14 protein-coding genes are annotated in these 13,244 nt (G+C 69.7%); 6 read left to right on the top strand and 8 right to left on the bottom strand.

Going from position 1 to position 13,244, the window contains the following annotated elements:
- The first annotated feature begins 43 nt into the window (after positions 1 to 43).
- Positions 44 to 1,054, top strand: coding sequence for a hypothetical protein (locus BN977_RS13010; RefSeq protein WP_036397835.1), 1,011 nt, complete (start codon positions 44 to 46; stop codon positions 1,052 to 1,054).
- A 174-nt stretch (positions 1,055 to 1,228) separates the two neighbouring features.
- On the top strand, positions 1,229 to 2,821 hold the full coding sequence (locus BN977_RS13015; RefSeq protein WP_036397836.1) for an N-acetylmuramoyl-L-alanine amidase: 1,593 nt from the start codon (positions 1,229 to 1,231) through the stop codon (positions 2,819 to 2,821).
- 18 nt (positions 2,822 to 2,839) lie between these two features.
- On the opposite strand, the gene BN977_RS13020 is transcribed toward BN977_RS13015, so the two are convergent.
- The 3 genes from BN977_RS13020 to BN977_RS13030 are packed head-to-tail and all read right to left on the bottom strand — an operon-like array spanning position 2,840 to position 5,192.
- Positions 2,840 to 3,652 carry a Cof-type HAD-IIB family hydrolase gene (locus tag BN977_RS13020; protein ID WP_036397837.1) on the bottom strand — a complete coding sequence of 271 codons (813 nt, stop codon included), beginning with the start codon at positions 3,650 to 3,652 and terminating at the stop codon, positions 2,840 to 2,842.
- 17 nt (positions 3,653 to 3,669) lie between these two features.
- The gene (locus tag BN977_RS13025; RefSeq protein WP_024452580.1) at positions 3,670 to 4,416 is read right to left on the bottom strand and encodes a lysophospholipid acyltransferase family protein; all 747 of its coding nucleotides are present in this window, start codon (positions 4,414 to 4,416) and stop codon (positions 3,670 to 3,672) included.
- 5 nt (positions 4,417 to 4,421) lie between these two features.
- Positions 4,422 to 5,192, bottom strand: a complete 771-nt coding sequence (locus BN977_RS13030) for a lysophospholipid acyltransferase family protein (protein WP_024452581.1) — start codon at positions 5,190 to 5,192, stop codon at positions 4,422 to 4,424.
- An 85-nt stretch (positions 5,193 to 5,277) separates the two neighbouring features.
- Between BN977_RS13030 and BN977_RS13035 the strand changes: the two genes are divergently transcribed.
- A complete protein-coding gene (locus tag BN977_RS13035; RefSeq protein WP_024452582.1) occupies positions 5,278 to 6,837 on the top strand; it encodes an MBL fold metallo-hydrolase in 1,560 nt (519 codons plus the stop codon).
- Entirely contained in the window at positions 6,834 to 7,169 is a 336-nt protein-coding gene (locus tag BN977_RS13040) for a hypothetical protein (protein WP_024452583.1), read from the top strand. The genes BN977_RS13035 and BN977_RS13040 overlap by 4 nt, the downstream gene beginning before the upstream one ends.
- Positions 7,170 to 7,172: 3 nt before the next feature.
- On the opposite strand, the gene BN977_RS13045 is transcribed toward BN977_RS13040, so the two are convergent.
- The 5 genes from BN977_RS13045 to serS form a co-directional block, all read right to left on the bottom strand.
- Positions 7,173 to 7,517, bottom strand: a complete 345-nt coding sequence (locus tag BN977_RS13045) for a hypothetical protein (RefSeq protein ID WP_024452584.1) — start codon at positions 7,515 to 7,517, stop codon at positions 7,173 to 7,175.
- A complete protein-coding gene (gene scnC, locus BN977_RS13050; RefSeq protein ID WP_036397838.1) occupies positions 7,514 to 8,224 on the bottom strand; it encodes a thiocyanate hydrolase subunit gamma in 711 nt (236 codons plus the stop codon). The genes BN977_RS13045 and scnC overlap by 4 nt, the downstream gene beginning before the upstream one ends.
- Positions 8,224 to 9,063 carry an SH3-like domain-containing protein gene (locus BN977_RS13055; RefSeq protein WP_036399022.1) on the bottom strand — a complete coding sequence of 280 codons (840 nt, stop codon included), beginning with the start codon at positions 9,061 to 9,063 and terminating at the stop codon, positions 8,224 to 8,226. The genes scnC and BN977_RS13055 overlap by 1 nt, the downstream gene beginning before the upstream one ends.
- 108 nt (positions 9,064 to 9,171) lie before the next feature.
- On the bottom strand, positions 9,172 to 9,984 hold the full coding sequence (locus tag BN977_RS13060) for a DUF5718 family protein (protein WP_036397839.1): 813 nt from the start codon (positions 9,982 to 9,984) through the stop codon (positions 9,172 to 9,174).
- Positions 9,981 to 11,234 carry a serine--tRNA ligase gene (gene serS / locus BN977_RS13065; RefSeq protein WP_036397840.1) on the bottom strand — a complete coding sequence of 418 codons (1,254 nt, stop codon included), beginning with the start codon at positions 11,232 to 11,234 and terminating at the stop codon, positions 9,981 to 9,983. Before serS ends, BN977_RS13060 begins: the two co-directional genes overlap by 4 nt.
- A gap of 115 nt (positions 11,235 to 11,349) precedes the next feature.
- Here serS and BN977_RS13070 point away from each other — a divergent pair, with 115 nt between their 5' ends.
- Positions 11,350 to 12,795 (top strand): septum formation family protein, encoded by a 1,446-nt coding sequence (locus BN977_RS13070; protein WP_036397841.1) that lies wholly within the window; start codon positions 11,350 to 11,352, stop codon positions 12,793 to 12,795.
- Positions 12,796 to 12,803: 8 nt separating this feature from the next.
- On the top strand, positions 12,804 to 13,154 hold the full coding sequence (locus tag BN977_RS13075) for a metallopeptidase family protein (RefSeq protein ID WP_036399024.1): 351 nt from the start codon (positions 12,804 to 12,806) through the stop codon (positions 13,152 to 13,154).
- The last annotated feature ends 90 nt before the right edge of the window (positions 13,155 to 13,244 follow it).

The following is a 13,244-nucleotide window of genomic DNA, read 5'->3' on the forward strand; positions in this document are numbered from 1 at the left end:
GAATCAACCGCAAACACGTAGTCCATGTATTGAGGAGACTTCCGTGCCGAACCGACGTCGACGCAAGCTCTCGACAGCCATGAGCGCAGTCGCCGCCCTGGCCGTCGCAAGTCCAGTTGCAATTGCTGCGCTCTCAGAACTACCCGCCAAGGACGAACAACCGCAGCACCGGCAGTTCGTGCAGGCGGCGCTGATCACCGACCTGCCCGGGGAGTTGATCTCGGCCCTGTCCCAGGGGCTGTCCCAGTTCGGGGTCAATCTGCCCCCGATGCCGACGGGCATTCTCACCGGTTCGCCGGCGGCCAGCCCGGTGTTGACGTCACCGGGCCTCGGTGCCACCGGCCTCACCTCGCCGGGTCTGACCTCGCCCGGATTGACGCCCGGCCTGAGCACACCCGGACTGGGCACCACCGGCCTGACCCCGCCGACCGGCCTGACGCCGGGCCTGCAGGGCTCGGGGACCACCGCGCCCGGACTCAGCGTGCCGCCGATCAACTCGACGACCCCGTCGCTGAGCCCGACCTCGCTGACCGATCCGTCGAACACCAACCCGGCGCTGACCGGCGCCACCCCGGGCCTCACCTCGCCGCTGTCGCCGAGCCTGGCCACCCCGGCCGGTCTGGGCACCACGCCGGGACTGGGCACCGCCGGCCTGACGACGCCGGGCCTGGGTACGCCGGGGCTCGGTGGCACCGGCTTGGGCGTTCCCGGTGAGGTGCCGATCTCGGCGCCGATCGGGCTGGACCCGATGGCGGGCACCTACCCGATCCTCGGTGGCGATCCGGGTCTGGGCCTGGGCGCCCCGGCGGCCGCCAGCGGTGGCGGCGGGCTGCTCGGCGACCTGAACAGCGCGGCCCAGCAGCTGGGCGCCGGGCAGGCCATCGACCTGCTCAAGGGCATGGTGATGCCGGCCATCCAGTCGGCCATCAAGCAGGCGGCTCCGGCCGCTGCCCCGGCCGCGGCGGCCGCCGCGCCGGTTGCCGACGCCGCCAGCACCGCCGCCAGCACGGCGACGGGGGCGGTGGCCCAGGTCGCTTCAGGCGCGGGCGCCTGATCAAGCCCCAGGCGCGGGCGCCTAGTCAAACTTGAGCGCGGGCGCCTGATCTCAAGCCTGTCACCGAACGGCACCGCAGAAGCCCTTCCGGCTCTGCGGTGCCGTTATGTGCAGCCCAGAATTCGTATCGTGTCGAAACTCTGGTAACACCAGACCCATACGTAACATCGGGGCGTGTTACGTCGTCGTCCTGCACCGTCACTGCTGCTCTCGGCAGTCGTCGGCACGGTCGTGATCCTGCCGTGGGCGATCAACGGCGTACCCGAGACCGACAAGCAGCCCCCGGTGGCCATCAGCCAGCAGCCGCTGAACGACCTGCGCGGCACCGACGCCGCCGGCGAAACCATCAAGGAAGTCCACCAGGACACCCCGTTCTCGCTGGTGGCGATCACCGCCGACGACCTGGACGGCACCACCGCGCGGGTCCGCGCCAAACAGCCGGACGGCTCCTGGGGCCCCTGGTACGAGACCGAGACCCTGGACGGGGTCGGGCCGCAGGGTAAGGCGACGCACGGCACCGAGCCGGTGTTCGTCGGCCGCACCACCACCGTGCAGATCGCGGTCAGCCACACACCACCGGCACCGGCCCCGGTGAAACGCGACCTCGGCTACATCCCGGCCAATGTCGAGCAGCCGCTGCCGCAGAACGTCAACGCCGTGCTGATCAGCCCACCCAAGGCGCCGATCGACGTGCAGTTCAACCCGCCCGCGGCCGCCGCGACCATCCCCGGCCGCCCGCCGAACATCATCAGCCGCGCCCAGTGGGGTGCCGACGAAGCGATGAAGTGCGGCGCCCCCATCTACGACCAAGGGGTGCGGGCCGGGGTCGTGCACCACACGGCCGGCAGCAACGACTACCTGCCCGAGGACTCCGCGGCGATCGTGCGCTCGATCTACGAGTACCACGCGCGCACCCTGGGCTGGTGCGACATCGCCTACAACGCCCTGGTGGACAAGTACGGGCAGGTGTTCGAGGGCCGCGCCGGTGGCATGGACCGCCCCGTGCAGGGCGCGCACACCGGCGGCTTCAACACCGACACCTGGGGTGTGGCCATGCTCGGCGACTTCGACACCGAGCCGCCCACCCCGATCCAGTTGCGCACCACCGGCCGGCTGCTGGGCTGGCGTCTGGGGCTGGACCACGTGGATCCGCTGGGCACCGTCACCCTGACCTCGGCCGGCGGTGACTTCACCAAGTTCCCGCAGGGCGCCGTGGAGACCTTGCCCACCATCTTCACGCACCGCGACGTCGGCAACACCGACTGCCCGGGCAACGCCGCCTACGCCCTGATGCCGGTGCTGCGGGATATCGCCGCCCGGTTCAACCGGCCGGCCGGCCCCGCCGATCTGGTGGACACGCTGCGCGGCGGCGCCATCTTCGCCAAGTGGCAGGCAATGGGCGCCGAGAAGGGCCCGTTGGGCATGCCGACCTCACCGGAGGCCGCCGGCGACGGGACCGCCCGCTATGTCACCTTCGACCGCGGCGCCATGTACTGGTCACCGGTCACCGGCGCCCAACCGGTGACCGGCGCCATCTACGACGCTTGGGGCGCACTGGGTTTCGAGCGCGGCGCGCTCGGCCTGCCCACCAGCGGCGAGATCGGCGAGCCGCAGTGGATCGTGCAGAACTTCCAGCACGGCACCCTGAACTTCGACCGGGAGACCGGTGCGGTCACCCGGGTCACCGACGGCGTGCCGCTGAAGCTGCCGCCGCCGAATCACTCCCCCATCCAGATGGAGCGGTTCACCCCGATCGACGCGCGCTGAGCTCCTGGCCCCTGGTGGCTACATCCACCAGCGTTCGAGCACCCGGGCCACCCCGTCGTCGGCATTGGTGGTGGTGACCTCGTCGGCGACGGCCACCGCGTCGGGATGCGCGTTGCCCATGGCGACCCCGTGCCCGGCCCAGCTCAACATCGGGATGTCGTTGGGCATGTCACCGAACGTCACCACATCCTCGGCGGCGATCCCCAGCGGCCCGGCCACCTCCGCGATGCCCGAGGCCTTGCTGACGCCCCGTGGCGTCACCTCGATCAGACCGTTGTTGGTCGAGTAGGTCAGGTCACCCCGGACGCCGACGTACGGTGCCAGCGCCGCGGCCATATCGGCGCTCTGCGCCCCCGCCTTGCGGATCAGCAGCTTCACCGCGGCAGCGCTGAGCAGGTCCTCGATGGACACCTCGGTGTTGTCCGGGTTGAGCCACGCGTGTTCGTAACCGGGTGAGCTGACGAACTGCGGGGTCGCGGCATCGTGTGCGCTGCGGCCCACCCGCTCCACCGCCAAACCGGCGCCAGGAATCACCGAGGTGGCGATATCGGCCAGCGCGGTGAGCACCTCCGCCGACAGGGTGCGCGCCGACACGATCCGGTCGTTGGCGGCGTCGTAGATCACCGCGCCGTTGGCGCACACCGCCATCGGGGCGAAGCCCAGCTGCTCCACCACCGGCGGCACCCAACGCGGCGGGCGGCCGGTGGCCAGGACGAACTGCGCCCCGGCGTCCACCGCGGCCCGCACCGCGGCGCGGGTACGGGGGGTGACGTTCTCGCCTTCGTCGAGCAGCGTGCCGTCGACGTCCGTGGCGATCAGAGCGGGCAACATTGCGTGCCTTCCAAGATTCAGTGCCTCCCGAGTTGTCTGCGGCCCCGCTCGGCCAGCTCGGCCTCGTCGAGACGGGCGGCTTCCTCGGGGGTGGGTGCGCCGCCGCCGAGCCGCCGCGGCACCCAGTACGCCCCCGCGGGATGTGGATAGGCCTCTTGCACGGCATGCAGCAACGACCGCATCGCCCGGCGCAGCTCGGCCATGATCTCGTCGACGCCGCCCTCGGGGGGCAGCGCTGGACCCAGCGCCACCGTGATGGGAAGGTGGTTGCGGCCCAAGGCCTTCGGATGGTCCTTCGTCCAGACGCGGTGTGCTCCCCAGACGATGAGCGGGATGATCGGCACCCGCGCGTCGAGCGCCATCCGCGCCGCCCCGGTCTTGAACTCCTTCAGCTCGAAGCTGCGGCTGATGGTGGCCTCCGGATACACCCCGACCAGCTCGCCGGCCCGCAGGCGCTCGACGGCGATCGGGTAGGACGCACCGCCGGCGCTGCGGTCCACCGGAATGGTGCCGGCATGCTTGATCAGAAAGTGCACCCCGCGCACGTCCTGCATCTCGGCCTTGATCATGAACCGCATCCGGCGCCCGCGAGCCGTCGCGGCCAGCGCCGCGGGCAGGAAATCCACGTAACTGGTGTGGTTGATCGCGACCACCGCCCCGCCCACACGCGGAAGGTGTTCCAGCCCCTGGAAATCCAGCCGGGTGCCGGTGACACGCATCGCCGCCTTCCCCGCGATCTCGAGGGAACGAAAAACCGGCTCCATACGCGCTACTCCGGCGCCTCACCGGCGCGCTGGGCCCGGCGGGCCGCCTTCTCCGCCGCCTCTTCGGCGTCCATCCGATCGGCCTCGGCCAGCGTCGGCGCCCCGCCACCCAACCGGTGCGGTACCCAGTACTCGCCCGCCGGGTGCGGCCCGTAGGCATCCTGCACCTGCTCCAGCAGATGCTGCATGCGCGAATGCAGCAGCGCCGTCAGCTCGGCGGCCGGCAGCGTCGGGTAGATGGGCTCACCCACCGCCACCGAGATCGGCACCTTCGGCCGCCACATCTTCTTGGGGTGACCCTTGGTCCAGATGCGCTGGGCGCCCCACACGATGTGCGGGACGATCGGCACGTCGGCCGCGATGGCCATCCGGGCCGCCCCGGACTTGAACGCCTTGATCTCGAAGCTGCGGCTGATGGTCGCCTCGGGGTACACCCCCACCAGCTCCCCGGCCTTGAGGGCCTGGCAGGCCGCGGTGAACGACTCGGCACCACTGTCGCGGTCCACCTCGATATGGCGCAGGCTGCGCATGATCGGGCCGCTGACCTTGCTGTCGAACACCTCTTTCTTCGCCATGAACCGGACCTTGCGGCCGCGGTGCTGCAGATATGCGGGCAGCCCGGCGAAGGTGAAATCGAAGTAGCTGGTGTGGTTGATCGCGATCACCGCACCCCCGGTGACCGGGAGGTGCTCCACCCCGGTCACGGTGAACTTCAAGCCCTGCAACCGCCACACGAGGCGAGCGGCTTGGATGACAGTCCCGTATACCGGCTCCACATCGCACAGCCTAGTGCTGCAGCGGCCACCCGGCGGCTCCGGTTACCCTGATACCGCACGGCTGTAACCACACGAAAGGGTATTTGTGCAGGTCACGAGTGTGGGGCACGCAGGCTTCCTGATCGATACGTCGGCAGGCAGCATCTTGTGCGACCCCTGGGTCAACCCCGCGTATTTCGCCTCCTGGTTCCCCTTCCCGGACAACAGCACGTTGGACTGGGACGCCCTCGGGAACTGCGACTACCTCTACGTCAGCCACCTGCACAAGGACCACTTCGATCCGGCGACCCTGCGCGACCACGTCAACAAGGACGCCGTCGTGCTACTGCCGGACTACCCGGTGCCCGATCTGCGCCGCGAGTTGGAGGCCCTCGGGTTCCACCGTTTCGTCGAGACCACCGATTCGGTGAAGCACACCGTCAGCGGCCCCAAGGGCGAGCTGGACATCATGATCATCGCGCTGCGCGCTCCCGCCGACGGCCCGATCGGCGATTCAGGCCTGGTGGTCTCCGACCGCGTCACCACCGCGTTCAACATGAACGACGCGCGGCCGATCGATCTGGACATGCTGGCCCGCGAGTTCGGCCATATCGACGTGCACATGCTGCAGTACTCCGGCGCCATCTGGTACCCGATGGTCTACGACATGCCGGCCCGGGCCAAGGAGGCCTTCGGCATCCAGAAGCGGCAGCGCCAGATGGACCGCTGCCGCCAGTACATCGCCCAGGTCGGTGCCACCTGGGTGGTGCCGTCGGCCGGGCCGCCGTGTTTCCTGGACCCGGAGCTGCGCGACCTGAACGACGACCACGGCGATCCGGCCAACATCTTCCCCGACCAGGTGGTGTTCCTGGACCAGCTGCGCACCCACGGTCACGATGGCGGGCTGCTGATGATCCCCGGCTCGACGGCGGATTTCACCGGCGCACAACTGGTTTCGCTGACCCACCCGGTCGACGACCCGGAGTCCATCTTCACCACCGGCAAGGCCGCCTACATCGAGGCATACGCGCAGCGGATGGCCCCGGTGCTGGCGGCGGAGAAGGCCGGTTGGGCACCGGCCGACGGAGAATCGCTGCTGGAGCCGCTGCGAGCCCGCTTCGAACCGATCATGGCGCAGTCCGATCAGATCTGCGACGGGATCGGGTACCCCGTGGAGCTGCGGCTGCCCGGGGCGTCGCGCACCGAGACCGTCGTGCTGGACTTCCCGAAACGGGCAGTGCGCGAGCCGATCCCGGATGAGAAGTTCCGGTACGGCTTCGAGATCCCGGCGCAGTTGGTGCGGACGGTGGTGCGCGACAACGAACCCGACTGGGTGAACACCATCTTCCTGTCCACCCGGTTCCGGGCCTGGCGGGTCGGCGGCTACAACGAATACCTCTACACGTTCTTCAAATGCCTCACCGACGAACGGATCGCCTACGCGGACGGCTGGTTCGCCGAGGCGCACGACGACAGCGCCTCCACCGTGCTCGACGGATGGGAGATCCAGCGCCGCTGCCCGCACCTGAAGGCGGATCTGTCCAAATTCGGTGTGGTGGAAGGCAACACGCTGACCTGCAATCTGCACGGCTGGCAGTGGAATCTGGAGAACGGCCGCTGCCTGACCGCCAAGGGGCACCAGCTCAGGAGCGCCAGGACGTCATGACCACGGCGGTGTCGTACGACGACGGGCTGATCCAACTGGATCGCCAGGCCCTGACGCTGCGGCGCTACCACTTCCCGTCCGGGACGTCGAAAATCATCCCGCTGCAGGCGATCCGGGGTTACAAGGCGGAGTCGCTGGGCCTGGTCTTCGACCGGTTCCGGATCTGGGGGCCGTCGGACGACCCGCGCCGCTGGCTGCCGCTGGACGTGTGGCGGCCGATCAAGTCCACCCTGATCGTGCTCGACGTGCCCGGCACCCGGCCCAGCCCGGCGTTCACGCCGCTGCGGGTCAAGGAGTTCGTGTCGGTGTTGGACGAGCTGCTGCAGCAGTGACGGTCAGGCCTCCAGCCGGGCCCGCACCGCTGCCAGCCGCTGCGCCAGCTCGGCCTCCCCGATCACCCCGCGCGCCAGCAGCGAATGGGCCAGTGACATCAGCTGGTTCTCCGGGTACGGCAGGTCTGCGTACACCGTCGCCGACAGCGCATCCTCCTCGTCCCGGCGCTCCTTGAAGTTCGGGAGGTCGGCCTCGTCGCACTCGGCGCGGTCGAGCGCGTCGCACAGCCCGTCCAGGCTCGTCTTCCAGGGCGGAACCGGGTTCTCCACACCGTATTTCGCGGCCATCCGCGACCACACCTGATTGCGCTCGACGATGGCGGCCAGCGGCTCGGGCGCGGTGCTCATGCGCCGTTGGGGTGGATCGCGGGCCGGGTCTCCACGACGACGTTGGTCGTCACGCCCGCCTTGGGCAGCGCGACGCCGATCAGACAGTCGCGGGTGACGATCTCGGCGAGCTGGTCCTCAGTCCAGCCGTCGGTGCCCTCGGGGCGCAGCGGCATCACCATGAAGCGATGCTTCTGGTTCGAATCCTGCACGCGCACTTCGATGTCGTCACCCAGATAGAGGCCGAACTCGGAGAGCACCTGACGGGGCCAGCGCACCAGCCGGCGCCGGTAGTTGGGGGTGCGGTACCACTCGGGCGAGTTGCCCAGGATCGGTCTGGGATAGCAGGAACACAGCGCGCACACGATCACGTGGTGCACGGTCGGGGTGTCCGCCAGGATCTCGAAGGCGGTGAAGTCACTCGGCGTGCCGAACCCGGTTGGTTCCAGCCAGTCGACCCCCACCTCCTTGCTCGCGGTCATCGGTTCGGCCAGCGCCAGCGCCTTGAAGTCGGGATCCAGCCAGGCCCGCGCCACCAGCCGGGCCGCGGGGGTCGGGCCGATCTGCTCGGCGAATTCGGTGAACCGGCGGTGCTCCTCGGCGGTGAAGATGCCCTTCTCGATGCACAGCTCGCGCAGCGCGATCTCGAGCACCTCGAAGTCGGTGATCTCGTCGACCATCGGCTTCACCGTGCGGTCATGGTCGTGATCGTGGTCGTGGTCGTGCATCAGGCGCCTCGCAACCAGTGTTCGGGGATCTCGGTTCGCAGGGTGTCGGTCGGGGACCCGGTGTAGTCGTCCCACAGGTCGGCCTGGTTGAACTGCACCACGTAGAACCACTCCGGCTTGGCGTCGGAGCGGGCCCAGGTCTCGTCCTCGGCGGCCGGGCTCTCGTAGGCGACGACGGCGATCTCACCTTCGGCGCCGCGGCAGTACTCGGGGGTGCGGGTGTAGAACAGCACCGGCAGTTCGTCGCGCACCACCACGCGGTCGCCGACCGTGAACTTGGGGTCACCGGCCTGGCCGGCGTACACCTGTGGGTCACCCTTGCCGACGGCGTGGATGTGGTGCTCGTTGCGCGGGACCTGCGAGCCGTCCCCCGCGCCCTTGGGCTCGGCCCGCAACTGTCTGCCGGCCAGGCCGTCGGCATATCGATCGCGCACCTCGATCATCCGCTCGGTGAGTTCGGTGAGGCCGATGTGGTGTTTCTCGATCAGCACCCGCGCGACCGACAGCAGCCACCGGCCGTAGTACGGGAAGCCTTGGTAGACGGCGCGTCCCACGTCGACGTTGCCGATCCGTCGGCGCTCCTCGGACAGCCAGATGCCGCGCCAGGCGAGCACTTCGCACATGACATAGGTCATGTGCTCCCAGTACTCGTAGTCCTTGTTGACGTAGCGCATCGGGGCGTCGGGTTCGCCCCCGACGTCGTGCACCGGTTTGGTCAGCGCGACGATCCGCCCGTGATCCATCAGGTCGGGATAGGGCGCGTCCGGGATCTCGGGAAAGGCCGATTTCAACCGGCCTACCAGATCCAGTTGGGCAGCGCGTTCGGCGGCCGTACTCATGCGCGATTCCCCCTCAACCAGCGGCAGGGCCATGCTCGCGGTCAAGTACAGCGCACATCGCGGCGCCGCGGGGGCGGAACCGCCCCGATTCGTCGACCGGCGCTTCGCTCAGCGCACCTTCTGGCGCAATTCGGAGTACGCGTCGGATGCGGTGTCGTACACCCGCACCACCGCCTCGTCACCCGGCGACAGATAGGTCGACTCGCCCAGCGGGGTGTAGCGGGTGGCGCCGATCCCGATGAGCACGTGCTCGGGGTGTCCGGAGGCCACCATCAGGGCGCCGACATCCTCCAGTGGCGTGTCCGGGGAGCCCTTCTGGTTGGCCAGCCGTTCGGTGATCCAGTCCAGCAGCACCTCGCCGTAGTACGAGTAGCCCAGCAGCGGGCTGTCCAGCCCGTACTCGTGCTCCTGACCGTCGGCGGTGTGCAGGTAGCACACCAGGCGCATGGTGGCCGTCGGGCCGTCCGGGGTGAGGTCGTGGGCCTCGAAGAACTGGCGCGCAACACCTTTGGAGGCGGGGCCCCAGTTCTTCTTGTGGCTGATCTTCGGTGCGCCCGGCCGCCGGATGGAGCAGTCGTTGAACGCGCCGAGGGCGAACGGGAGCAGCGACACCACGGTGTCGCCCTGCCAGCGCACCTCGCAGGCCAGTCCGACCTCGGGCTCGATCTGCAGGTTCAGCGGGGTATCACTGGCCGGCAGGGCGATCTCGTCGTGCGACAGCGGGAACTCGCCGAGGAAGGTGTCGCTGCCCGGCGCGTACCACGGGAAGATCCCCTTGGGTGCCGGGCCTGTTACGCCTTCTGGACTCTCAACGTTGACGAAATCGACTGCCTCCCCGGCCTGTTCGAGGTGCCCGGCGAAGTTGCCCGCCACCCCGAAGCCGAACCAGCCTCGCAGTTCCGCGTCGTCGAGTTCGATCACGCTGTCAGCACCTCCGTACCGAGATAGGGCACCAGCGCGGCGGGCACCCGGACACTGCCGTCGGGCTGCTGGTGGTTCTCCAGGATCGCGACCAGCCAGCGGGTGGTGGCCAGGGTTCCGTTGAGCGTCGCGGCGATCTGCGGCTTGCCGTCGTCGTCGCGGTACCGGGTGGACAGCCGGCGGGCCTGGAACGTCGAGCAGTTCGACGTCGAGGTGAGCTCGCGGTAGGTGCCCTGGGTCGGCACCCAGGCCTCGCAGTCGTATTTGCGCGCGGCCGACGAGCCCAGATCGCCCGCGGCGACGTCAATCACCCGGTACGGCACCTCGATGGCGGCCAGCATCTCGCGCTGCCAGCCCAGCAGCCGCTCGTGTTCGGCCTCGGCTTCCTCGGGCTTGCAGTAGACGAACGCCTCGACCTTGTCGAACTGGTGCACGCGGATGATGCCGCGGGTGTCCTTGCCGTAGCTGCCGGCCTCGCGCCGGAAGCAGGACGACCAGCCGGCGTAGCGCAGCGGCCCGCCGGACAGGTCCAGGATCTCGTCGGCGTGATAGCCGGCCAGCGGCACCTCCGAGGTCCCCACCAGGTACAGGTCGTCGTCGTCGAGGTGGTAGATCTCGTCGGCGTGCGCGCCGAGGAATCCGGTCCCGGCCATCACCTCGGGCCGCACCAACACCGGCGGGATCATCAGGGTGAACCCGTTGGCGGTGGCCAGCCGGACCGCGAGCTGCAGCAGGCCCAGTTGCAGCAGCGCGCCCTGGCCGGTGAGGAAGTAGAAGCGTGACCCCGACACCTTGGCGCCGCGCTCCATGTCGATCAGGCCCAGCGCCTCGCCGAGCTCGAGATGGTCCTTCGGCGATTCGATGGCCGGCGGCTCACCGACGGTGTCAAGCACGACGAAGTTGTCCTCGCCGCCGGCCGGCACCCCGTCCACGATGACGTTGGCGACGGCCAGGTGCGCGGCGGTGAAGGCGCTCTCGGCCGTTGCCTGCGCGGCCTCGGCGGCCTTGACCTCCTCGGCGAGTTGCTTGGCGCGCTCGAGCAGGGCCGGCCGCTCTTCGGGGGAGGCCTTGCCCACCGACTTACTGGCCGTCTTCTGTTCGGCGCGGAGATTGTCGGCGGCCGAGATGGCGGCGCGGCGGGCGGTGTCCGCATCCAGCAGCGCATCCACCAAGCCGGGGTCCTCGCCGCGGGCGCGCTGTGAGGCCCGCACCCGGTCCGGTTCGTCACGCAGCAGCTTGAGGTCGATCACGGCGGTAACCCTACTGTGCCGCCCGCGTCGGGCAGCGTCGGCCGGGGGCACCATGCCACAACCACATAACGTTACAACCGCATCACTTGTCACAGGCCGTGACACGCCTGTCACAATGGAGCCGATGTTGGACGCACCTGAGCACCCGCAGCCGTTCCTTGACGAGGGGCCCCCGCCGCCCGCGTCACGGCGGCTGGCCTGGCTGCGGGACGCCCAGCTGACCCCCACCCGGCGCGCGCTGCTGCTGACCGCCCTCGGTGGACTGATGATCGCCGGCGTGATCACCGTGCTGCCGGACACCGCGGCCGGTGGCCGGCTCGCCGGCCTGAGTTCCGGCACCGGTGGCCTGGCCCGGTCCAACAGCACCTTCGACCACGCCACCAGCGGATCGTGCCTGAACTGGCCGGACCGGGTGCCCGATGCCGCCCAGATCGTCGACTGCACCACCGAGCACCGGTTCGAGGTGGCCGAGGCCATCGACCTGCGCACCTTCCCCGGCACCGAGTACGGGGCCGACGCCGCGCCGCCGTCGCCGGCGCGCATCCAGCAGATCAGCCAGGAGCAGTGCCAGAGCGCCGTGCAGCGCTATCTGGGCGACAAGTACGACCCCAACGGCCGGTTCGCGGTGAGCCTGTTGTGGTCCGGGGAGAAGGCCTGGCGGCAGAACGGCGAGCGCCGCATGCTGTGCGGCCTGCAGCTGCCCGGCGCGGACAACCAGCAACAGGCTTTCCAGGGCAAGGTCGCCGCGGTGGATCAGTCCAAGGTGTGGCCCGCAGGCACCTGCCTGGGCATCGACCCGGCCACCAACCAGCCCACCGACATCCCGGTCGACTGCGCCGGCCCGCACGCGCTCGAGGTCACCGGCGCGGTCAACCTCGCCGAGAAGTACCCGGCCGGCGTCCCGCCCGAGCAGGAGCAGGACGCCTACGTCAAGGACACCTGCGCCAAGATCACCGAGGACTACCTGGCGCCGCTGAAGCTGCGCACCACCACGCTGACGCTGGTGTACAGCACCATCTCGCTGCCCAGCTGGCTGGCCGGCAGCCACCAGGTGTCCTGCAGCATCGGCACCACCCTGGGCAACGGCGGCTGGTCCACCCTGCTCAACAGCGCCAAGGGTGCGCTGATGATCAACGGTCGGCCGCCGGTGCCGCCGCCCGACATCCCGGACGAGCGCCTGAACATGCCGGCCATCCCGCCGCCGTCCATCGATCTGTCGCAGAGCCAGTCGTCGAGCGGCTACGACTCCAGCCAGTCCTCGCAGTCGACCCAGCAGACACAGTCCAATCAGCACCTGCCCGGTCAGTCGAACCAGACGCCGGCCACCCAGAGCAGCCAGCCGTCGACCCCGGCGCCGGCGCCCGGCGGCAACACGTTCCTGAACGGACCGCCCCCGCCGGGTGACGTGCCGCCGCCGGTCGATGGGCAGGCTCCCGGTGGGCCCCCGCTGGACGGACCGCCCCCGCCGGCGGACGCACCTGCCGCGCCGCCCGCACCAGCCGCTCCGCCGCCCGGCCCGCCGCCCGGTCCCGTCGAGCCGGTGCTGCCGCCGGTGCAGTGACGCACCTGATGCCGGTACCGATGAGCCGGAAGCGGTTCGACGAGTTGGTGTCCGATGCCCTGGACCTGATCCCGCCGGAACTGGCCGCCACCGCCGACAACGTGGTGTTCCTGGTGCAGGGCCGCCATCCCGACGAGCCGGATCTGCTCGGCCTCTACGAGGGCGTCGCGCTCACCGAACGGGATTCGTCCTACGGCGGCTATCTGCCCGACACCATCACCATCTATCGCGATGCCCTGCTGGAGATGTGCGATACCGAGGAGCAGGTGGTCGAGGAGGTCGCGATCACCGTCGTGCACGAACTGGCCCATCACTTCGGCATCGACGACGACCGGCTGCACGAATTGGGTTGGGGCTGAGGACTCACCGACCCGGGGCGAGCGAAGCGACGGGGGGAGGACTCCGGGGCAAGCGAAGCGACGGGGGGAAGCCTCCGCGTGGGAACCCCG

The organism is Mycolicibacterium cosmeticum (assembly GCF_000613185.1).
GTDB classification, from domain to species: Bacteria; Actinomycetota; Actinomycetes; order Mycobacteriales; family Mycobacteriaceae; genus Mycobacterium; species Mycobacterium cosmeticum.

Bases quoted from the DNA above. Each gene is read 5' to 3' on its own strand.
- BN977_RS13070 (WP_036397841.1), top strand. From the start codon at position 11,350: ATGGAGCCGATGTTGGACGCACCTGAGCACCCGCAGCCGTTCCTTGAC.
- BN977_RS13075 (WP_036399024.1), top strand. From the start codon at position 12,804: ATGCCGGTACCGATGAGCCGGAAGCGGTTCGACGAGTTGGTGTCCGAT.
- BN977_RS13025 (WP_024452580.1), bottom strand. From the start codon at position 4,416: ATGGAGCCGGTTTTTCGTTCCCTCGAGATCGCGGGGAAGGCGGCGATG.
- BN977_RS13055 (WP_036399022.1), bottom strand. From the start codon at position 9,063: ATGAGTACGGCCGCCGAACGCGCTGCCCAACTGGATCTGGTAGGCCGG.
- BN977_RS13040 (WP_024452583.1), top strand. From the start codon at position 6,834: ATGACCACGGCGGTGTCGTACGACGACGGGCTGATCCAACTGGATCGC.
- BN977_RS13045 (WP_024452584.1), bottom strand. From the start codon at position 7,517: ATGAGCACCGCGCCCGAGCCGCTGGCCGCCATCGTCGAGCGCAATCAG.
- scnC (WP_036397838.1), bottom strand. From the start codon at position 8,224: ATGCACGACCACGACCACGATCACGACCATGACCGCACGGTGAAGCCG.
- BN977_RS13020 (WP_036397837.1), bottom strand. From the start codon at position 3,652: ATGTTGCCCGCTCTGATCGCCACGGACGTCGACGGCACGCTGCTCGAC.